Annotated in this window: 5 protein-coding genes; all 5 read left to right on the top strand. The window is 64.5% G+C overall.

The window, feature by feature from the left end; all coding sequences use genetic code 11:
- The first annotated feature begins 808 nt into the window (after positions 1-808).
- Genes L6D74_RS24310 through L6D74_RS24290 form a run of 5 tightly spaced genes read left to right on the top strand, consistent with a single transcriptional unit; the run spans position 809 to position 23894 of the window.
- A complete protein-coding gene (locus L6D74_RS24310; protein WP_236190778.1) occupies positions 809-9817 on the top strand; it encodes a non-ribosomal peptide synthetase in 9009 nt (3002 codons plus the stop codon).
- The gene (locus L6D74_RS24305) at positions 9814-13926 is read left to right on the top strand and encodes a non-ribosomal peptide synthetase (protein WP_236190776.1); all 4113 of its coding nucleotides are present in this window, start codon (positions 9814-9816) and stop codon (positions 13924-13926) included. The genes L6D74_RS24310 and L6D74_RS24305 overlap by 4 nt, the downstream gene beginning before the upstream one ends.
- Positions 13923-23009 carry a hybrid non-ribosomal peptide synthetase/type I polyketide synthase gene (locus tag L6D74_RS24300; RefSeq protein ID WP_236190774.1) on the top strand — a complete coding sequence of 3029 codons (9087 nt, stop codon included), beginning with the start codon at positions 13923-13925 and terminating at the stop codon, positions 23007-23009. Before L6D74_RS24305 ends, L6D74_RS24300 begins: the two co-directional genes overlap by 4 nt.
- Positions 23006-23695: a hypothetical protein gene (locus L6D74_RS24295; RefSeq protein WP_236190772.1), complete on the top strand. Its 690-nt coding sequence runs from the start codon at positions 23006-23008 to the stop codon at positions 23693-23695. The genes L6D74_RS24300 and L6D74_RS24295 overlap by 4 nt, the downstream gene beginning before the upstream one ends.
- Positions 23688-23894 carry an MbtH family protein gene (locus L6D74_RS24290; RefSeq protein ID WP_085649153.1) on the top strand — a complete coding sequence of 69 codons (207 nt, stop codon included), beginning with the start codon at positions 23688-23690 and terminating at the stop codon, positions 23892-23894. Before L6D74_RS24295 ends, L6D74_RS24290 begins: the two co-directional genes overlap by 8 nt.
- Positions 23895-23900: the final 6 nt, after the last annotated feature.

Here is a 23900-nt window from a genome sequence, read left to right as displayed (position 1 = left end):
GAATCCCTCGCAAAACCATCGTTCGACTGAGCGCGGCTGCCGAAAAGATTTGCAGGTGGCCCGGCGTTCAGCGGTGAGATTCAAGCCTGCCTTCACAGCCGAATGACTGCCAGTTATGCGTTGTTAGCGCTTGTTAGCGCCCGGCTATCGAGGTAGGTCGCGTGGTGACTTTTTCGCTGGCCACTCAAGACGCTGCAGCGGTTTTCGATGCCCGTGGCCTGCAGGAAACGGCGGTACGGTGTACGAGCATTTTTGACATCCCTGTCCCTTTGCCATCGTCACAACCATGTGGGAAACGTCCGATATTTATTTAGCAAATTTCCTACATTTTGTTTGCCTCCCTAACAAAAAACGTGGTTATTATCCGCCGGCGCTTCGGGTCACAAACCCGGCGCCAGAAGATTGCCGTGTGTCTACAGACCCGGCAGTCGCAGCCGATCGGGACCACCCTGGCGCTGTCATCCCCGCGCAGGTTGTTCCTCGTCGTTGACCCTCAAATGGAAGTCGAGGTTTCAATTGGTCACGCGGTTTGCAATCGTCGATGCAATGAACGGGGCGACGTCTGTCGCCAATGATCCGGCCCACTTTTCAGTTGCCTGCGCCGACCGCGCGGCGGCGTTTTTCTCCAGCCTGTCTCCCCCCGAATTTCTCCGTGTGCCCGCGTTCAACGCGAGTCTGCACGCGCGCGCCGCGCCATCCTCCTGAATTCGAATGACCGTGCCGGCATCTGATGCCGGGGCCTGACTGGCGGGGCATTTCTGTCCCGGCCTGATCACAAAAATAAAGTAGTCATGGACGGTAGCCTCCGATGCTCGATAACACTTCCTTGCGTGGGACGAATCCCGCGCAGCCCGACGTTTGCTCCTTGAAACCGTTCGATGCAGACCTGTGCGTGCACGGCCTGTTTGAGGCGCAGGTGCTGCGCAACCCCGAGGCCATCGCCGCACGCTGGCAGCAGGAGGCGCTCAGTTATCGTGAACTGAACACCCGCGCCAATCGGTTGGCCCATCAGCTGCGCAAACTCGGGGTCGGGCCGGACGTGCGGGTCGGGCTGTGTCTGGAGCGTTCGCTGGAAATGCTGGTCGGCGTACTCGCGGTGCTCAAGGCCGGCGGCGCCTATGTGCCGCTGGACCCGGCATACCCGCAGGCTCGGCTGGCGCACATGCTGGCCGACAGCGCACCGCCGGTGGTGCTGACCCACGGCCAGGCGCGCGATGTTTTGCGGGCGGCGCTCGAACAGTCGGCGACCACCCCGACGCTGCTGGATCTGGCCGACGCCCGGGATTGGGCTGCGCTGTCGGCTGACAACCCCGATCCTCAGGCGATCGGCCTGACACCCCGTCACCTGGCTTACGTGATCTACACCTCCGGCTCCACCGGCACCCCGAAAGGCGTGATGGTCGAGCATCGCGGGCTGGTCGCCGTGAGCGCTGACTGGGCGCAACTCTATGAGTTGGGCGAGCCGATCAACCACCTGCAAATGGCCGGTTTTTCCTTCGACGTGTTCAGCGCCGACCTGATCCGTGCACTGGGTTTTGGCGGCACGCTGGTGCTCTGCCCACGGGACACTCTGATGGACCCGCCGGCCCTGTATCGCCTGATGCGTGACGCGCGTATCGGCTTTGCCGACTTCGTCCCGGCGCTGCTCAATCCACTGTTGGCGTGGGTCGAAGAGACCGGCCACGACTTGTCGTTCTTGCGCACCGTGGTCTGCGGGTCCGACATCTGGACCGCCCACAGCGCGCGGCAATTGCGCAGGCTGTGCGGTGATCGCGTGCAGATCGTCCAGGCCTACGGCGTGACTGAAGCGAGCATCGACAGCACCTGTTTTGAATTCACCGAAAACAGCCCGATCGACGCGGTGCTGCCCATCGGCCGGGCACTGCCCAATACCCGGATTTACCTGCTCGACGCTGACGGCGCACCGGTTGCCGAGGGTGTCGCGGGCGAGTTGTACATCGGTGGCGTCGGCGTGGCGCGCGGTTATCTGAATCTGCCAAAACTGACCGCCGAGCGTTTCATCGACAGCCCGTTCGTGGCGGGCGAGCGTCTGTATCGCACCGGCGATCTGGCGCGTTACCGGGCCGACGGCCAACTGGAATTCCTCGGCCGTAACGATTCCCAGGCCAAGTTGCGCGGCCTGCGTCTGGAGCTGGGGGAAATCGAAACCCGGTTGGCGGACATTCCGGGCGTGCGCGAAAGCGTGGTGTTGCTGCGCCAGGACAGTCCCGGTGAACCGCGATTGGTCGCTTACTACTGCGAAAAACCAGACTCAACGCTGAGCCCGCGCTCACTGCGCGAACAACTGCAAATCAGCCTGCCGGACTACATGGTGCCGACCGCTTTTGTGCGTCTCGATGCACTGCCGCTGACCGCCAACGGCAAGGTCGATCGCCCAAATCTGCCGGCGCCGGACGTCGAGGCGTTCGATCAGCAGGAGTACCAGGCACCACAAGGCCCGCTGGAAACAGCGCTCGCCGCAATCTGGGCCGACGTGCTCGGCGTCGAGCGGGTGGGGCGTCAGGATCAGTTCTTCGCCCTCGGCGGTCACTCGCTGCTGGTGATGCGCGTGCTGGCGCAGGTTCGTCATGCGCTGGGGCTGGAAGTGGCGCCCTCGGCGCTGTTTGCCGCACCGGTTCTGGCGGCGTTCGCCGAACGGCTGCAAGCCAGTCAGGCGGCGGCTCGCCCGGCCATCACGGCCCTTGAACGCTCGGGCGCGCAAACGTTGTCGTCTGCTCAGCAGCGCCTGTGGTTTTTGGCACAAATGGAGGGTGGCAACGCCGCCTATCACATGCCGTTGAACCTGCGTTTGCGCGGTTCGCTGGACGTGCCGGCACTGGAACGCAGCTTCAATCAACTGGTGGCGCGCCATGCGGCGTTACGCACGACGTTCATCGCCGTTGAAGGGGAAGGGCGGCAGTTGGTTGCGCCGCCTGCGCACAGTGTCCGGCTGACGGTGACTGACGTGCAGGGGCACGATGCGCAAGAACGCCTGAGCCGCTTGATCGACGAAGAAGGCGCCAGACCCTTCGACCTGACCCGGGGCCCGCTGATGCGGGTCAGCCTGCTGCGGCTGGCGGCGGATGACCATGTCTTGCTGCTGACCCAGCATCACATCATCTCCGACGGCTGGTCGATGGGTGTGCTCACCCGCGAGCTCGGTCAGCTGTACGCAGCGGCGTTGCAGGATCGCGACGATCCGCTGCCGCCCTTGCCGGTGCAGTACGTGGATTACGCGGTGTGGCAAAAGCAATGGCTGTCCGGCGACGTGCTTGAGCAGCAAAGCCGTTACTGGCGCGAAACTCTTAGCGGCGCGCCGGTGCTGCTGGAGTTGCCGACCGATCACAAGCGCCCGCCCGTGCAGGATTACCTCGGTGGTTTTGTCCCGCTGGTCTTCGACGCCGCCCTGACCGCACGCCTGAAAGCCTTGGGCATGCAGCAAGGCACCACGTTGTTCATGAATTTGCTGGCCGGTTTTTCGCTGTTGCTGTCGCGTCTTTCCGGGCAAAGCGACGTGGTGATCGGCGTGCCATCGGCCAACCGCCCGCAGCAGGAACTGGAAGGGCTGATCGGTTTCTTCGTCAACACCCTCGCGCTGCGCATGACCCAATCGGGTACGCCGTCGGTGGCGCAATGGCTGCAACAGGCGCGGCGAGTGGCGCTGGAGGCTCAGGAACATCAGGACCTGCCGTTCGAGCAAGTGGTGGAATTGCTCAACCCGCCGCGCAGTCTGGCCCACAGTCCTTTGTTCCAGGTGCTGTTTGCCTGGGAGCAGGATCAGGATTCCGACCTGCTGCTGTCCGGGCTCGACGTTACGCCGGTCGAGAGCAGCCACCACGTGGCCAAGTTCGATCTGCAACTGGCGCTCAGTGAGCGCGACGGGCAGATCGTCGGTGGCCTGGAATATGCCTCGGGGCTGTTCGAACGCGGCACCGTCGAGCAGTTCGGCGAGTACCTGCGTCGGGTGCTGACGCAGATGGTCGAGGACAGCCAGCAGTCGCTGGCCGCGATCAAGCTGCTGAGCGCCGAGCAACACCAGCAGATCGTTCATGACTGGAACCGCACCGCGCGGGATACCGCGTCGTTGCCCGGTTGTGTGGCGCGCTTTGAAACCCTCGCCCGGCAAAATCCGGACGCCGTTGCGCTGCTCGCCGATCGTGAGCAAATGAGTTACGGCGAACTGAATCGCGCGGCCAACTGCCTAGCGCATTACCTGATCGAACAAGGTGTCGGCCCAGAGCATCGCGTCGGCCTGTGCCTGGAACGCTCGCCACAAATGGTCATCGGCCTGCTGGCGATCCTCAAAGCCGGCGCGGCGTACGTGCCGTTTGACCCGGCTTACCCGAGCGAGCGTCTGGCGTTCATGTTCAGCGATGCGGCACCGACCTTGCTGCTGACGCAATCGAGCCTGATGACCGGGCTGCCGGCCAACGAGGCGAAAATCTGCTGCCTGGACACTGACGCAGCGCAATGGGCACAACACCCGACGAATGATCCGCAGGTCACGGTGAGCCCGGACCACCTCGGCTACGTGCTCTACACCTCCGGCTCCACCGGACGCCCGAAAGGCGTGGCCCACAACCGTCGCGCGTTGGACAACCTGATCGCCTGGCAACTCGATCAGGGCATCGCACCGCAGCGCGTCCTGCAATTCGCCTCGCTGAACTTCGACGTCTCCTTCCAGGAAATCTGCAGCACGCTCTGCCAGGGCGGCAGCCTGCTGCTGATGACCGAAGACAGCCGCAAGGACCTGGCCGCGCTGCGCCCGACCCTGGTGGCCGAAGGCGTGCAGCGGGCGTTCCTGCCGTTCGCCGTGTTGCAGCAACTCGCCGGCCTGACCGAGGCCGATGCACCGATGCCGGTCGGTGGTTGCGAAATCATCACCGCCGGTGAAGCCCTGCAAATCAATGACGAGCTGCGTGGTTTTGTCCGTGGGCTAGGTGGCGCGCAACTGCACAATCAGTACGGGCCGACCGAAACCCATGTGGTCAGCCAATTCAGCCTCGATTGCAACGAGGCCGAATCCTGGCCGGACGCGCCGCCCATCGGCCGTCCCATCGCCAATGCGCGGCTGTACGTGTTGGACGAATATCTGAATCCGGTGCCGGTCGGCGTGGCGGGTGAGTTGTACATCGCCGGCGCCTGCCTGGCCCGGGGCTATCTAAACCGCCCTGACCTGACCGCCGAACGCTTCCTGCCGGACCCGTTCAGCGCCGAGCCGGGCGCGCGGATGTACCGCAGCGGCGACCTCGCGACATTCCTGGCCGACGGCAACGTGCAATACCTGGGACGCATCGACCAACAGGTGAAATTGCGCGGCTTCCGCATCGAACTCGGCGAGATCGACAGCCTGTTGCATCAACAACCCGGTGTGCAGGAAGCCGCCGTGTTGCTGCGTGAGGACGTGGCTGGCGACAAACGTCTTGTGGCTTACGTGGTCGGCACTGCGACCAGTGAATTCCTGCGAGCCGAATTGCAACGCCAGTTGCCCGAACACATGATCCCGAGTGCCTGGGTTCGCCTGTCGCAATTGCCGCTGACCCGCAACGGCAAGCTCGACCGCCAGGCGCTGCCGGCACCGGAACGCAGCGCCGGGGCGACCTACGAGGCGCCGCGCAATGACATTGAACGTCAGATGGCCGAGATCTGGGCCGAAGTGCTCAAGTGCGAACGGGTTGGTATTCACGACAACTTCTTCGACCTCGGCGGCCACTCGCTGCTGGCGACGCGGATGATCTATGCGATCAACCAGCGCATGGGCGCGCAACTGTCCCTGAGCAGTCTGTTCCAGACTCCGGTGTTGCTGGATCTGGCGACGCAGGTGTCGCGTGAAGAGCAAAGCGTTGAACCGGCGTTCATTCAGATCGAACCGGATCGCGCTAATCGACATGAACCATTCCCCCTGACCGATATCCAGCAAGCCTACTGGTTCGGTCGCGAGGCCACGGTCAGCCTCGGTGGCGTCAGTGCCCACGGTTACGAAGAACTGCGCATTCCCGACTTCGACGCCGAGCGTTTCGAGCGTGCACTGAACCGCATGATCCAGCGCCACGACATGCTGCGTGTGGTGTTCCTCAGCGACGGCACCCAGCAAGTGCTGGCGCAGGTGCCGACCTATCGCATGCCCCGCAGCGACCTGCGCGGGTTGCCCGCCGATGTGGCGCAGCGCACGCTGGAAGCGACCCGCGAACGTCAGTCCCATCAGGTGCTAGACGCCAGTCGCTGGCCGCTGTTCGAGTTCAGCCTGTCGCTACTCGATGACGGCATCACCCATTTGCACATCAGCCTCGACGCGCTGATCGTCGACGCCGCGAGCACGCAGATTCTCGCCCGCGAACTGATGGCGTTCTACGTCGATCCGAACCTGGAACTGGCGGAACCGGGCCTGACCTTCCGCGACTATGTGCTGGCCGAACAGCAGTTGCGCAACGGTCGCCGCTACGAACAGGCGCTGGGCTACTGGCGCGAACGTGTGACCACTCTTGCCCCGGCACCGGACCTGCCGCTGGTGCGCCAACCCGAAAGCATCGCCAACCCGCACTTCACCCGCCGCGACCGCGACATGTCGGCGGCGCAGTGGACGCAGCTCAAATCCGTCGCCAAACAGTTTGCCGTGACGCCGTCAGTGATGCTGCTGACCGCGTTCAGCGAAGTGCTGGCGCTGTGGAGCCGCACGTCGCGTTTCACCCTGAGCCTGCCGCTGTTCAACCGCATGCCGCTGCACAGCGATGTCGACGAAATCATTGGCGACTTCACCTCGCTGGTGCTGCTGGAGGTCGGTATCGACGGTTCGCAGAGTTTCACCGACAAGGCCCGCGCGGTGCAGGCGCAACTGTGGCGCGACATCGACCATTCGGTGGTCAGCGGTGTGCGGGTACTGCGCGAATTGTCCCAGGCCCGGGGCGTGCAGCAGACGGCGATGCCGATCGTGTTCAACAGCACGCTGTCGGAAGCGGCGCCGGAATTGGCCGAATTCAACCTCGCCGACGCATTGAATGCCAAGCACATGCACAGCATCACCCAGACCCCGCAGGTATGGCTCGACCACACCTTGCTGGAGCTGGAAGGGCGCCTGCTGTTCAACTGGGACAGCATCGACGAACTGTTCCCGCAAGGCATGATCGAGCAGATGTTCGTCGCCTATAACACCCTGCTCGACAGCCTCTGCGAACCGGCAGCCTGGGGTGCAAACACGCCGCAACTGCTGCCGCAGGCACGGTTGCCAGCACCGGTCGACGTTCAGCAAACCCTGCCGCTGATGCACGAACTGTTCGAGCGTCAGGCCCTCGCCACACCGGATGCCCTGGCGGTGATCGGTACGCGGCAGCTGACGTACGCCCAATTGCGCAACGAGGCCCGACAACTCGGCGCCCGACTGCAAGCGCAGGGTGTGCTGCCGAACCGCTTGGTCGCGGTGGTGATGGAGCGCGGCTGGGAGCAAGTGGTCGCAACGCTGGCGATTCTGTATGCCGGCGGCGCTTACCTGCCTATCGAGCCGACGCAACCGGCGGAACGGCTGCGGCATATTCTGGAACGGGCCGAGGCGAGCCTGGCCCTGACCCAGCCGGTGCTGCTCGACAAGATCGAATGGCCGGCGCAGGTGACGGCCATTGCCGTGACCGATGAAGTATCAAACGATGTACTGCCGCTGCAACCCGTGCAGCTAAACGAAAGCGACCTCGCTTACGTGATCTACACCTCGGGCTCCACCGGCCAGCCGAAAGGCGTGGTGATCGACCATCGCGGTGCGGTCAACACTTTGCTCGACATCAATCGGCGCTTTGCCGTCGGCCCGACTGACCGGGTATTGGCGATCTCGTCGCTGAGCTTCGACCTGTCGGTCTACGACTTCTTCGGCACGTTGGCGGTGGGTGCGGCGGTGGTCATCCTCGAACCGCAACTGTCACTCGATCCGGCGCACTGGCTCGAATTGATCAAGCGTCATCAGGTCAGCCTGTGGAACTCGGTGCCGGCGCTGCTCGGCATGCTGGTCGAGTACGTAGAGGGCGAGGGCGGCACGTTGCCCGCCAGCCTGCGGGTGGCGATGCTGTCCGGTGACTGGATCCCGTTGACTCTGCCCGAGCGGGCCTGGGCCTTGCAGCCGGGTTTGCAACTGATCAGCCTGGGCGGTGCCACCGAAGCGTCGATCTGGTCGATCTGTTACCCGGTACAGCACGTCGACCCGACCTGGCGCAGCATTCCCTACGGCAAGGCCCTCGATCATCAGCGCTTCTATGTGCTGGACGAAGCGCTGCAAGTGCGCCCGACCTGGGTCGCGGGGCAGCTGTACATCGGCGGCATCGGACTGGCCAAAGGTTACTGGCGCGATGAAAAACTCAGCGCCGGCAGTTTCTTCGATCATCCACTGACCGGCGAGCGGCTGTATCGCACGGGCGACCTGGGACGCTTGCTGCCGGACGGCAACATCGAATTCCTCGGTCGCGAAGACAATCAGGTCAAGGTCCAGGGTTATCGCATCGAGCTGGGTGAGATCGAGGCCGCGCTCAATCGCCATCCCGGCGTGCAGAGCGCGGTGGTGCGGATTCTGGGCAGCACGCTGGGCGAGAAGCGCCTGGCGGGTTATGTGCTCAAGGCCGATCCGGCGTTGCAGGCCAGCGATTTCAGCGCGTACCTGAGCGACAAACTGCCGGCCTACATGATTCCGCCGTCGTTCACGTTCGTTGAAGCGTGGCCGTTGTCGTCCAACGGCAAGGTCGACAAGAAACGCCTGCCGGAACCGGAGCAGATCGAGGAACAAGGGCCGGCGCTCGAAGTCGAGGGCCCGCAGGAGCAACGGCTGGTGGAAATCGTGCAGGACGTGCTCAAGCGCGATTCCATTGCCGCCAACGCCAATCTGCTGAACCTCGGCGCAACGTCGATCGATATCGTCAGGATCAGCAACGCGTTGTCCGGCGCCTTGCAGTTCCGCCCGCACGTGGCGCAATTGCTGGCCCAACCGACGCTGCTGCATCTGCTTGGCATGTACCGCCAGAACCGGGCGCGGCAGGATCTGCTCGGCAACGTGCAGCAGGCCCCGGAGCCCGTGCAGGACATCATCGAAGATCCCCAGCAGCGGGCGCAGTTCAAGGCCGAACAGCGTGGACGCCGCGACTTCGCTCAGACCCTGCCGGCGCTGGCGCTGGACTTGCCGCAAGACCTGGCCTTCGCCCGACGTTTGAGCGATTACCGCTCGGTGCGTCAATACGATCGGCAACCGATCGCCACCCAGGCCTTCGCGCACGTACTGGCAGCGCTGGCCCAGGGGCAACTCGACGGCGAAGTGAAATACCAGTTCCCGTCGGCGGGCGGGCTGTACCCGATTCAGGCCTACCTCTACATCAAAGCGGATCGCGTGCTCGGCGTGCCCGGCGGCGCGTATTACTACGATCCCCGCCAGCATCGTCTGCTGGCGCTCCAGAGCGGATTGCTCGACCCGGACACCTACGACTATTTCGTCAACCGTCCGGTGTATGAGAACGCCGCGTTCTCGCTGTTTTTCATCGCCGACATGGCGGCGATTCGTCCGTTGTACGGCGAGCGCAGCCGCGACTTCTGCCACATCGAAAGCGGCGCCATGGCCCAGTTGCTGAGCATGACCGCCGTCGAGCACGGCCTGGGCCTTTGCGGCATCGGCTCTGTCGAGGAACAACAACTGACGACGCTGTTCGACCTCGGGCCGAGCCATGAATTGATCTACTCGATGATCGGCGGCCTGCGCACGGCCGATGAACAACACCGCGCGCCAGTCGAGGTGTTTGCCAGCGAGCCTGCTACCGCCAGCTTGGACGATGAAGACATGGAGGAGTTCGAAGTATGAATGCCGATCAATTGCTGGCGTTGTTCGCTCGCCATGGCGTGGTGCTCGAGGTGGACGGTGACAGGCTGCGCTGCAAGGCGCCGCGCGGGTTTCTCACGGAAGAACTGACCCTGGCGCTCAAACGTCACAAACAGGAACTGATCGCCTTGCTCGGCGGGCACGATGACGCGGCGATTCCCCGGCGTATCGACGACCAAACGGACTGGCCGCTGTCATTCTCGCAACGGCAACTGTGGTTTCTCGATCAACTGGAACCCGGCAACCCGTTCTACAACGTGCCCACGGCGGTGACGCTCAAGGGCCGGCTGGAGGTCGCGCAACTGGAGCGGGCGATGAACCAACTGGTGGCCCGCCACGAAATCCTGCGCACGACGTTTCGCAGCGTCGACGGCGAACCGCGTCAGGTGGTGCACCCGTCGATGCCGCTGTCGTTGTCGGTGACGGATCTGCGCCAATTGCCTGCCGACGAGCGCGAGCAGCAAGTGCGATTCGCCGTCGAGCAGGATGCCCGGGCGCCGTTCGATCTGGCCAGCGGGCCGCTGCTGCGGGCGTCGTTGCTGCGCGTGGCCGACGATGAATACCTGTGGCTTTACAGCGTGCATCACATCATCGCCGACGGCTGGTCGATGGGCGTGATCCTGCACGAAGTCGCCACGCTGTACGGCGATTATCTGCGTGGCGAAACCCCGACGCTTGCGCCGTTGCCGGTGCAATACGCTGACTACGCCTGTTGGCAGCAACAGCGCGTCGGCGGTGCGGCGCTGGACGCTCAGCTCGATTACTGGCGGCGCACCCTGGACGACGCGCCGCTGTTGTCGACGTTGCCCGCCGACCGGCCACGACCGCTGGTGCAGCGTTATGTCGGGGCCACGTTCAGTTCCTCGGTCGATCGCGGCACCTTGCGTGAACTCACGGCGCTGGCCCGGCAGACTCAGGGCACGCTGTTCAACGTGCTGCTGGGCGCATTGGCGGTGCTGCTGTGGCGCCACAGCGGTCAGCAGGATCTGTGCATCGGCACGCCGTTCGCCAACCGCAATCGCCCGGAAGTCGAGCCGCTGATCGGCCATTTCGTCAACACCCTGGTGCTGCGTCAGCGCCTGAATCCACAGCAGACCTTCGCCGAGCTGCTGCGCGACGTGCGTGGGCAAATGCTCGACGTCCACGCTCATCAGGATGTGCCGTTCGACCGCGTGGTCGAGGCTGTCAACCCGCCGCGCGATCCCGGTCATTCGCCGTTGTTCCAGGTGATGCTGGTGCTGCAGAACACCCCGGGCAACGCAGTGCAGATGCCTGGCCTGGAACTGGCGCCGTACGGCACCAGCAGTGCCACGGCCAAGTTCGATCTGGCGTTCGAATGGGTCGAGCGGAATGGGCGGCTGGACTTGCTGGTGGAATACAACACCGACCTCTACGACATCGCAACCATCGAGCGCCTGAGCGGGCACTACCGTCACTTGCTCGAACAGATCGCCGCCGACGCCAAGCAACCGATCAATGCCTTGCCATTGATGAACGAGGCTGAGCGTCAGCAGGTGCTGGTCGATTTCAACCGCGCCGCGCCGCTGACGCAAACGGCGCCCTGCGTGCATCAACTCGTTGAAGCGCAGGCCGCGAGCAACCCTCAGGCCTGCGCAGTATTGTTTGAGGGCGAATCCCTGAGCTACGCCGAACTCAATGCCCGGGCCAACCGACTGGCGCGGCACTTGCGCACCTTGGGCGTTGGCCCGGACGTGCGCGTGGCGGTGTGCATCGAGCGCTCGCTGGAGTTGCCGGTTGCGTTGATGGCGGTGCTCAAGGCCGGCGGCGCTTACGTGCCGCTGGATCCGGATTATCCGCTGGGGCGCCTGAGTCATATGCTCGGCGACAGCACGCCGGCGGTGCTGCTGACCCTCGGCTCGGCGCACGGGATTTTGCGCCAAGCCGTGCAAGGCTCGACCTGGGAAGCGCCGATCCTCGACCTCGAACAAGATGCCGCGAGCTGGGCGTCGTTGCCGGCGGACAATCTTGATCCGCGCCATGTCGGCGTCACCCCGGACCATCTCGCCTACGTGATCTACACCTCCGGCACCACCGGGTTGCCCAAGGGCGCGATGGTCGCCCACCGTGGCTTGAGCAATCTGCTGCTGTGGTGTTTGCAGGTCTGCGGCGAAGCAGGGGCGATGCTGCACAAGATCCCGTTCGGTTTCGATGCTTCGGCCTGGGAGACCTTCTGGCCGTTGGCAACCGGCGGGCGATTGGTTATTGCGCGACCCGGCGGGCATTACGAACCGGCGTATCTGGCCCGCGAGGTGCGCGAGCAGCAGGTCACGGCGCTGGTGTTCGTGCCGGCGATGTTGCAGTTGTTTCTGGAGGTCGAGGAGGTCAGCCAGTGTGCGTCGCTGACTGACGTGTTCAGCGGCGGCGGTGAACTGCCGCCGGCCCTGGCCCGGCGCTTTCAGGAGCGACTGCCCCATGCGCGGCTGCACAACGTCTACGGCCCGACCGAAACCACGGTGATCAACAGCATCTGGACCCTGGAGCCCGGCGCCGAGGTGCCGACCCGGCAACTGCCGATCGGTCGGCCGATTGCCAACAACCGTTTTTACGTGCTCGATGACCGCGACCACCCGGTGCCGGTGGGCGTGACCGGGCATCTGCACATTGGCGGCGTGGGCGTGGCCCGGGGTTATCTGGGGCTGGCGCAGCTCAGCGCAGAGCGCTTTATCGACAATCCCTTTGTCACAGGCGATCGGCTCTATCGCAGCGGCGATCTGGCGCGTTATCGCCCGGACGGTCAGCTGGAGTTTCTGGGTCGCAACGACTTCCAGGTCAAGTTGCGCGGCGTGCGCCTGGAACTGGGCGAGATCGAGGCCCGGCTCGAAGCGTTTCCCGGCATTCGCAGCGCCGTGGTGCTGATGGTCGGCGAAGCAGCGCAGGATCAGCGGCTGGTGGCCTGTTGCGTGGTGGCCGAGACCGTGGACGAAGCCGCAGTGCACGCCCATCTGGCGACGACCCTGCCCAGAGCGGTGATCCCCGGCAGCTATCTGTGGCTCGACGCCTTGCCGCTGACCGCCAATGGCAAAGTCGACCGTGCCGCGCTGACAGCATTGGCGGATGAAGAGATGACCAAGCGCCAAGTCAACTTGAGCAGCCCGCGCGATCACATCGAACTGGCGCTGTACCAGATCTGGAAAAGCCTGTTGCTGGCGCCGCAGATCGGCATTCGTGACAACTTCTTCAACGTCGGCGGCACCTCGATCGCCGCGATCAAGATGGCCCATGAAATCAGCCAGCAGTTCGCGGTCGAAGTGCCGGTGCGCGTGGTGCTCAGCTACCCGACCATCGAGGCGCTGGGCGGCTGGCTGCGAGTCGGGGCCAACCCGGCGCTGGCCCAGAGCAACCTGATCGAGTTCCGTCGCGGCAGCGGCCAGCACAACGTGGTGTGCATTCACCCGGCGGGCGGTACGGCGTTCTGTTACCTGTCGCTGGCCAAGGTGCTGCCGGATGAGACCGGGGTCTACGGCGTGCAATCGCCGGGGCTGAATCCGGGGGAGAGCACCGAGCCGACGGTCGAAGCGATGGCCGAGGCTTACTTGCGCCAGATCGAACCGCTGACGCAGCAACCGCTGATCCTCACCGGGCTGTCGTTCGGCGGCCTGGTGGCCTATGAAATGGCGCGGCGGTTGACGGCGGCGGGGCATCGTCAGGTGACGGTGGTGCTGCTCGACACCCAGGGCAGCGACGATCCGGGTTTCCGCGAGCAGATCGGCACCGTGGACATGGCCGAGTTCCGCGACAAACTGGTGCGTTTCAATGGCATGTACCCCGGCATCGAGGACGCGCAGGTCGAGCGCTACTTCAACATCTACAACCACAACCGCCTGGCCATGGCCGCCTATGAGTGCGCGCCGCGCGCCGGTCGAGTGGTGCTGATCCAGGCGCGGGAAGATTTCAGCCGCCATCAGTTGCATGAACTGCGGGGCTTCTGGCGTCGCCGCGCGGGCAGCGGCTATCTGGCGAAACTGGTCAGCGGCGGGCACTGGGACATGCTCGAAAGCGCGGAAATCCACCGGGTCTCGCAAATCATCCGTCGGGAGCTGCAACGCTTCGACGCGCAGGAGGCGAAATGATGAGTGCGTCCAATGACAGGCCATTGCTCGCGCGTTTTGCCGAGCAAGTGGCGGGTAATCCGCAAGCCTCGGCGGTGATCGATCAATCGGTCACGCTGACTTACGCCGAACTGGCCAGCGCCAGCGAGCGCATCGCCCGAGGGTTGCTGGCGCGCGGCGTCGAGCCCGGCCAGTCGCTGGCGTTGTGCATGCCGCGTTCATGGCAATGGCTGGCGGCGATTATCGGTGCGTTGAAGGTCGGTGCGGTGGTGGTGCCGCTGGATCGGGCGAGCCCGCGCAAACGTCGGGAGTTGATGCTGGCGGATGCGGCGTGTGTCGGCCTGATTACCCTGGATGAAGAGCCGCTGTGGTCGCCGTCACTGTGGCAAACCAGTGTCGAGGCCTTGCTCGATCAGCCGGACGCTCCGCGGCAAGCGCTGGCCGAAGACTTTGCCGAGGTGATGTTCCTGTTCTACACCTCGGGCACCACCGGCACGCCAAAAGCGGTTGAGGTCGGCGAACGCGGCCTGCTGCGGCTGGCGCATACCGACGGCTATATCGAGATTCGCCCGACGGACCGGTTTGCCTGCCTGTCCAACCCGGCGTTCGATGCGTGCAGTTTCGAACTGTGGGCGCCGCTGCTCAACGGCGGTTGCTGCGTGATGATCGCCGACGAGGGCGTGCTGGATGCGCGTCGACTGGCCGAGGTGCTGGAGCGCACCCAGGTCGACAATCTGTTCATGACCGTGTCGCTGTTCAACACGTTGATTGCCGAGTGGCCGTCGTGCTTTTCCAGCATGCGTCAGGTACTGATCGGCGGTGAGCAGATCAGCGCTGCCGCCGTGCGCGGCTGGTATCGGGCCAATCCTGAGAGCCGCTGCCGGATCTTCAACGTCTACGGCCCCACCGAATGCACCACGTTTGCCCTGTGCTGGCCGATCAGCCGCGATTTTGCCGGTGACTCGGCGCCCATTGGCCGACCGTTGCCGGATACCGGCGTGCAGGTGCTGGATGAGCAGCAACGCCCGGTGCCGGCGGGCGAGGTCGGCGAGCTGTATTTGAGTGGCAGCGGTGTCGCCCGTGGCTACCGCAACCGGCGCGAAGAAACCGCTCGCCAGTTCGTCCGTTTGCCCGACCTCGACGGTGGCGCTCAGGTGCATTACCGCACCGGCGATCTGGTGCGGCGCAATGCCGAAGGCTTGATCGAGTACCTGGGGCGGGTCGACCGGCAGGTGAAGATTCGCGGCTTCCGGATCGAACCGGGGGAGGTGGAGCAACGGATCCTGGAGCATCCAGGCGTGGCGCAGGTGTACGTCTGCACCCGGCGGCAGGCGGCAGAAGACCATCAGTTGCTGGCGTTCATCGTGCCTCGCGGGGATCTGGACTATCAGGAATTCGAAAACCATCTGCGGGCACAACTGGCGCCGTATATGCGGCCGCATCAGCTGTTCCTGCTGGAGCGCCTGCCGCTGACGGCCAATGGCAAGATCGATCGTGATGGCTTGCTGGCCCAAGGGTTGAGTCCGTGGCATCCAGTCCTGGCGGCTACGGATAACGAAAACGCTTCACCGGCCCTGGACTGGTTGCTGAGTCAGGCCCGCTCGCTGCTCGGCCAACCGGCTCTGAGCGCGCAGGACGACTGGCTGGGCAGTGGCGGCGATTCGCTCAAGGCGCTGCGCCTGCGTTCGGCGATCCGTGTCCACTGGCAGCGCGAGATCGCCATCGATACGTTGCTCAACGAGCCTTTCTCGTCATTGGCCGCACAACTGAACGGTGAAACGAACGGCGAGTCGATTTACCCACCCGCGCCTCCGATCAGCAGCGCCAAACGCCTGCCGGCCACCGCCGAACAGCGCCGCCTATGGCTGTTGCAGCAACGCTCGCCGACCTCGACCGCCTACAGCGTGCCGCTGATTCTGCATCTGGCGGCAGGTGTCGAAGTTGCGGCACTGGCCGAGGCTTTGGGGCGTCTGGTGCAGCGTCATCCGGGGTTGCGCACGGCATTCGTGGCGGGTGCCGATGGACTGGATCAGGTAATCGCCGAGCAGGGTTCGACCTGTCGCACCTTCGCGGTCGGGCATTTCACCGAGAACAACTGGCAGGCCTTCGTCGAGCTGGTGTTCGCCGCGCCGTTCGACCTGACCACCTCGAATCTGTTTCAAGCCTGGCTGCTGCCGTTCGCCGATGGCAGCTGCCGGCTGTTGCTGAACCTGCATCACATCATCGTCGATGGCTGGTCGGTGAACCTGTTGTTCGATGACCTGACGCAGCTTTACGCTGATGCCCTGCAAGGCCGCGATAGCTTGCAACCGTCCGCCCGATTGACGACGCTGGAGTTTGGTCAGTGGCAGCGCCAGTGGGGCGTCGATCCGCATTATCGCGACCAGCGCCGCGCCCTCGCCGAATTGCATCGCCGTCAGGAAGAACCGTCGCCTGCATTGATGCCAATGCGCGAATTCAGCCCCCACGCCCGGTTGCACCGCGAACCCTTGGGCACCCTGCGCAGTGCGGCTCTTGAGCGCTTTTGCACCCAACAACGGCTGACCCGTTTCGAAGTGCTGTTCAGTGTCTTCGCCTGGAGCCTGTACGCCCTGACCGGGTGCGAGCGGCCACGGATCGCCAGCCCGGTGGCCAACCGGCCACTGGCGGAGTTCGAAGACACCGTCGGCATGTTTGCCAACACCGTGCTGATCCCGACCGCCGTTGAACACGCATCCACGCTGGGCGAGCAGTTGCGCAAACAGACCGCCACCGTGCGCGAGGTGCTGGCGTTGCAGGACGTGGCGCTGGCGGATCTGGTGGAAGACCTGCGGCTGTCGTCGAGCCCCTCGTTGTTCGACTTCATGTTCGTGCTGGAAAACACTGACTACGCCGCACTGGCCGACTCAAACCTGCGCGCCACGCTGGCATTCAACGAGCAGTTACATGCCAAGTGCCCGTTGACGTTGTTGATGGTGGGCAGCGGTTCGCAGCTGGAATGCTGGTGGGAATATCAGTGCAGCTATTTCGATGCCGAACAGATGCGGGCGTTGAACGCGCTGTTCCGCCGGGGTCTGGATCTGTTGCTGGAAAACCCGGCGGCCAACTTCAACGATTTGCTCGGCCCGTATCGACGCAGCCTGCCACCCGCCAGCGAAGGTCCGCAGATTGCGCTGCCGTTCAACACACTGGCGGACGGGTTCGAGCATCAAGTGCTTTGCACGCCGGAGGCGGTCGCGCTGGTTCAAGGCCAGCAGCGCCTCAACTACAGCGAGCTGAATGCGCTGGCCGATGCTCTGGCGGCAAACCTGATCGAGCGCCATCCGTTGCCGGCCGGGAACGCGCCGTTGCATGTCGTGCTGTTCCTCGATGCCTCGGTGGAGCACATTGTCGCCTTGCTGGCCCTGGCCAAACTCAACCTGACCGCCGTGCCGCTGGACCCTGCTTACCCGGTGGCGATCCAGCGTCAGGTGCTGCAGCAGGCGCAGCCGCTTTGTGTGCTGTTCAGCGACGCGACCAAGGCTGCACTGGATGACCTGAACGCCGGACGATTCGCCACCCATCGGGTCGATCTGCGCGCCGATGCCGGAACGTTCGAGCGTCCACGCCACGCTGGCGAACGGCCGTTGTACACGCTGTTCACTTCCGGATCGACGGGCACGCCCAAAGGGGTGCAAGTGTCGGAACGCACCCTGTGCAACCTGCTGCAATGGCAGCGCACCGAAGGGCAGTTGCCGGCGAAAGCGGTGACCCTGCAGTTCTCGATGCTGTCGTTCGATGTGTCGTTTCAGGAGATTTTCAGCACCCTGTGCGGCGGCGGTTGTTATCACCTGATCACGCCGCGCTGGCGTCAGGATGCCGAGGCGTTGCTGGATTACATGGTCGAGGCGCGGATCGAGCGCCTGTTCCTGCCTTACGTGGCCTTGCAGCATCTGACGCAAACCGCGGTGGCCCGGGGCATTTACCCGTCGGCGTTGCGCGAGGTGATCACGGCCGGCGAGCAATTGCTCTGCACCGATGCGCTGCGCAACTGGTTCGACGGCATGCCGCAGGCCTCGCTGTTCAACCACTATGGCCCGACCGAAACCCACGTGGTCAGCGCCTTGCGCCTGCCGCCCGTGGCGCGGAACTGGCCGTTGCGCGCGCCGATCGGCCATGCCGTCGGCAATGCGCGGTTGCTGCTGGTGGATGAACACGACCGCCCGGTGCCCAACGGCTGTCGCGGCTATCTGCTGGTGGCCGGGCCGATGGTTGCCCGCTGTTATCTGGCCGATCCTGCCCTGAACGCCGCACGGTTTGTCGAGCTGGCAGACGGCTGTTTGTACTACCGCACCGGCGATCTGGCGTGGTCCGATGCCCGGGGCTGCCTGCATTACTTGGGACGTGACGATCAGCAGATCAAACTCAGCGGCCATCGCCTGGAACTGGGGCAGATCGAGGCGGCGCTGATGCAGGTGCCGGAAGTGGTCAACGCGGTGGTCGCGGTGCAGGCCGATCCGCCACGGCTGATTGCCTGGCTGCAACTCGATGGCGAACCTGCGACATCCGGCAAGCTGGATCGTCAGGTCGCGCAGCTGCTGCCGGCCCATGTGCGAATCGATGAATACCGGCGGATCGACCTATGGCCACGCACCCCCAGCGGCAAGATCGACCGCAAGGCCTTGCCGAATCTGGGCGAGGCTTTGGAGCGGCGCAGTGCGCCACAACCGAGTGTTCAATTGAGCGCACTGGAACGGCAACTGAGTGAGTTGTTCCAGGCCGTGATCGGCCGGGATATCGAACCGGAGCAGACCTTCTTCGAGGCCGGCGCCACCAGCCTCGGCCTCATGCGTTTGCATGGCCGTTACGCCGAAGAACTGCCGCACAAGGTGACAATGGCCGATCTGTTCGAACACGTCACGGTGCGGCGTCTGGCGGCGCATCTGTCGACCGCGCCAGTGGCAGCGGTGCAGCAGGTACGGCAAACCGATGCTGGTCATCAGCCGATGGCGATCATCGGCATGGCGGTCAATGTGGCCGGGGCACAGAACCTGTCCGAGTTCTGGGCCATGGTGCAAGGCAATGAGCTGGGCATCGAACACTTTGCTGCCGAAGAAGGCCTGGTCGGTGCCCGCAGCCAACTGGCGGGCATGCTCGATTTCGATCCCGAGTACTTCGGCATCAGCCGTCAGGAAGCACGCCTGATGGACCCGCAACAGCGGCATCTGCTGATGGCCTGCGTACAGGCCCTGCAACACGCGGCCATCGTCCCTTCGGCGGACGGTCCGCGCATCGGTCTGATCGCCAGTTGCGGCGAAACCACGTACTTCCAGCAAATGCTGCGCGAAACCGCCGACGACGATTTGCCGGACGGCTTCCAGCTGGCGCTGCACCACGACAAGGATTTTCTGGCGACCAAAGCCGCGTATCACCTGGACCTCAACGGCCCGGCCCTGAGCGTGCAGGCCGCTTGCGGCAGTTCGCTGATCGCCGTGCACTTGGCCAGTTCGATGCTGCGCCAGGGCGACAGCGACGTGATGCTCGCGGCCGGGGTGCTGATCGACCCGACCCTGACCGAGGGCTATCGGCACCGCTCGCAGCACATCTTTTCCGCCGACGGTCTGTGCCGTCCATTCAGCGATGACGCCAGCGGCACCCTTGGCGCCAGTGGTTACGGCGTGGTGGTGCTCAAACCGCTGGCCAGGGCGCGGGCCGATGGCGACCGGATCTATGCGTTGGTCGAAGGCTCGGCGCTGAACAACGATGGCCGGGCCAAGATGAGTTACACCGCGCCGTCGGTGGCGGGGCAGAGCGCGGTCATCCGCGATGCCTTGAACCGGGCCGGATTGACCGGTGCCGACATCGGCTACATCGAGGCCCACGGCACCGGCACCTTGCTGGGCGATCCGATCGAAGTCGCGGCGTTGACCAAGGCTTTCGGCGATGCGCCGGCCGGCCAATGCGCGCTGGCTTCGGTAAAAAGCCAGATCGGTCATCTGGGCGCGGCGGCGGGGGTAGTCGGGCTGATTCGCGCCAGCCTCGCGGTGTTCCATGGCGTGCTGCCGCCGAACCTTGGTTTTGGCCGGATCAACCCGCAGATCGATCTGGAACATTCGCCGTTCTATGTGCCGACCACGTCCCGGCCATGGCCGCAAGGGCGGCGGCGACTGGCCGGTGTCAGCAGTTTCGGGATCGGCGGGACCAATGCGCATGTCATCGTCGGCGCTGCGCCCACGGCGCAGGAAACGGTCGAGGAAACATTGCCGCTGCTGATGATCTCGGCCCATAGCCGGGCGGAGTTGCTGCGCGATATCGCGGCTATTCGCGAATACCTGCACGCGAACCCGGAACAGCAGACTGCATTGCTGCGGCACTTGCAGTCAGGTCGCCGGCAGTTGCGCTGGCGCTTCGCAATGGTTTGTGGGACGGGGGAGGCCATTCCATTGCAGCCGACAGAGATCAAGGAAGTCACGCTCTCAAGTGCGCAGGTGATCGCCCGTGATCAATCGCCGCAGGAGCTGCTGGACGCCTGGTACGAAGGCGCGAATATCCAGTGGCCGCAGCGCTCGGCACCGCCGCCCTGGGATTTGCCGCCGTCGTCGTTCGATCTTCAGCCGTATCGTTTCCAGACTCCCGTGGCTAACCAACCTGCTGCGCCAGCCCTTGAGCGGCAACCGCTGGCGGACTGGTTCCACCAGCGACAGTGGGTGCGCACCCGGCGATTGAGCGCGACAGCGACGGCGGAATCCCGTGAGGTGCTGATTCTGTGCAGCCATGAAACGCCGGAATCGACGTTGCTGGCGAGCCTGAACACGGTGTACCGACGCGTCATTCACGTGCGCACCGGCAATGGCTTCAAGCGCCTGAGCGCGGACCGTTTCGAACTTGATCCGCTGGACATCGAAGCCCTGAACCGCTTGCTCGCCGAGGTCGCAGAACCTGAACTCGGCGAACTCGACTGGCTGCATGCCTTGCCGCTGGCGGTGTCGGGCGCGGTCAACGAGCAATCGCTGGATCTGGCGCAGTGGGCTTGCCTGGACACGGTCAGTGCGCTGATGCAGGCCTGGGGGCAAACCCCGCGCACGACACGGCTGCGGTTGTGGTTGATGTCATGGCAGGCATGCCCGGTGGACGGCGAGGTGCGACGGCCCGAACTGGCAGCGCTGGCCGGCATTACCGAAGTGGTGCCGCAGGAATACCCGGTGCGTTGCCACTGGCTGGACTGGCCGTCGTCACCACTTGAAACGCACGCCGGCGAGTTGGCAGCGCTGCTTGGCGACCCGTCTTCACTGCCTCGGCGAATGGCGGTGCGCGATGGTTACCTGTGGCAGCCACGCTTGATGCCTCAGCCATTGACCGGCCCAGCAACGACATCAGGGCTTCTGCCGGAAGACGGTACGTTCCTGGTGCTGGGCGGCAGCGGCGGCATCGGCCGGACCTTGTGCGAACACCTGCTGCAGGCGCCTGCACGCCGGATGGTGCTGCTCTCGCGTCAGGGGCAACTGCCGGCGTCACTGGCGGCTTACGCTTCGCGGATCGACTGCATCAAAGCGGACATCGCAGACCTGCCGCGCTGGCCGCAGGTCCTCGATCAATTGGCCGTTCGTTACGGTCGTCTGAGCGGGGTGATTCATGCGGCAGGCGTCGGTGCAGGCAGTCTGATTCGCCACCGTGATCCTCGGCAAATGGCCGAGACCATGGCCGCCAAGACTCGCGGCATGCTGGCGGTCGAGGCGTTGATCGAGCACCTGACACCGGGTTTTGTCCTGTACTGCTCGTCGATGTCGGCACTGTTCGGCGGCGCGGGGCATCTGGATTACGCGGCGGCCAGCGGGGTACTCGACGGCTTCACCCACTATCGCCCGAACCCCGCCGACACTTGCTTGCGACTGGGGATCAACTGGGACATCTGGCGCGACATCGGCATGGCCACCACCAGCAACGGTGGAGACGCCGCGCATCTGGAGCATCTGACGGTCGGTCTGTCGGCGGAAGAGGGCTGTCGGGTGTTCGATCTGGCGATGGCGACGCAGTTGCCGCAGCTGCTGATCTCCACCACCGGCATCGACACGGCGCGGCGGTTTTATCCGGTTCGCCATGGTGCCGTGGCCGCAGCGGTCGAGGCGCCGAAGGGTGCGGATCTGTCGGCGCGCTTGCGTGAGTGCCTGTGCAAGTGGCTCGGTGTGGCCGAGCTGGAAGATGACGATTCGCTGTACGACCTGGGCGCGGACTCGCTGACGCTGCTCGACCTGATCGACGAACTGCAAGCGGCGACAGGCGAGGTGTTCCAACTGTCGCAATTCAGCCACAAGGTCAGCCTGAGCGAGGTGCTGGGGCTGGTCTCGACCGCCACGGTTGAAGAGGCGCCGCAGGATTGGCGCGACGCGGTGCGGATCGATCAGTGGCATGCCGGTGCCGGCCGCGACTGGCTGTACCTGATCCACCCGGTGGGCGGCGATGTTCAGGCCTATCGGGAACTGGTCTCGGCGCTGCCGGCGGAACTGGGCGTGTGCGTGATCGCCGACCCGGCGCTGCGTGTACCGCAGTTGCCGAACATCAGCGTGGAAGAACGTGGGCTCTGGTATCTGGAGGCGATCAAAACCCACCTTCCGCACGGCTGCACTTGGCGTCTGGCCGGCTGGTCATTCGGTGCATGGGTGGCGCAGGCGCTGTGTCATCAGGCCCAGGTCGACGGCTTCAGACAGCCGTTGTTGTACCTGATCGACCCGCCCGCGCCGGATGCCGGTGCGCAGCTGGCCGGCATTGATGAGCAGACCATCGAGCAGGTGTTCCAACGCGAGTTCGCCCAGCGCTGGCCGGAGGTCGAAGGGCAGGGCATGGCCGAAGAACGTCAGGCGTATCTGCAACGGCTGACCGTGTGCTGCCGCAATAACATGGCCAGCATGATCGACTTCCAGCCGCCAGCATTGGCGACCACAGCGGTGCGGTTGTTCATCGCCGGGCACGCCAATCCTTACGGGCTGGGCAATGCCTGGAATCCGGATGACCTGCAACGCAACTGGCAGGCCTTGCTGCCGCAGTTGCGCAGCTGGCAAACCCTGGACACCGATCACTACGGCATCGTGGCGGGCCGCTGGGCGCGGTTGCTGGCCGAGGTGATCGGTACGGATGAGCCGGCGCCATGAATGAACCGATCTCGATGCCGCGATGGCTGCTGAATTTAGTGCAAGTGCTGTGCGAAACCGGACAGGCCGACGACCTGCGCAAGCGGATAGACAATGGCGAGGGGCCCGTGCCGTTGCGGCTGTTTCATCTCTGGCAGGCCGACGTGGTCCTGCCGATGCTCGGCGAAGCCTTGCCGGAACATCAGCAGGCGCTGCTCGCGTTGCAAAGCCTGCATCAGCGAGCGGCGCTCGGCGTGATCGGGCGTCAGGGCGAATGGCGGGCCACGCTCAAACCGGTGTTGCTGGCACTGTATCGCAAGGCCTACGCCTATGACGCGGCGTACGCCAAGGCCCACGCCAGTGCGCTGACCTACGGCCTCGCACCGGCCAACAGCGCCATGATTGCCGAGCACTTCGGCGATGCCGAGGCGTTCGCCGAGTACTACGCGCAACTCAATACCGAGGCTGCCGCCACCGCGTTTGCCCAGGCTCATGCCAGCGCCAACGCCGAAGTGTCGGCCCGGGCCTTCGCGGACGAAGACGCAGACACCTGCGCTCAGGTCTGCGGGGCGTCCGTGCGGGTTTACGTCGGGGCCTGCGCTTCGAGCGACGAACAGCGGCAGGCCGCACTCAACCATCTCGCCGCCGGGCTCGACCGGAGTCTGGCCACGCTGCAATCCCGTTCAACAGGAGAACGACATGAATGACGCACAACTGCAATTCGATGTGGTGATCAACGCTCAGGGCCAGTATTCCCTGTGGCCGGCGGGCAAGCCGATGGCCAGCGGCTGGAGCGAGGCGGGGATGCGCGGCGAACGCCAAATCTGTCTGGATTACATCAACGAGCACTGGATCGACATGCGCCCGCGTTCGCTGCGCGAGCAGTCATCGGTGTCGTTCCAATAACAAAGG

Source organism: Pseudomonas pharyngis (genome assembly GCF_021602345.1).
GTDB lineage: Bacteria > Pseudomonadota > Gammaproteobacteria > Pseudomonadales > Pseudomonadaceae > Aquipseudomonas > Aquipseudomonas pharyngis.
This window is presented reverse-complemented; position numbering and strand designations above follow the sequence as displayed.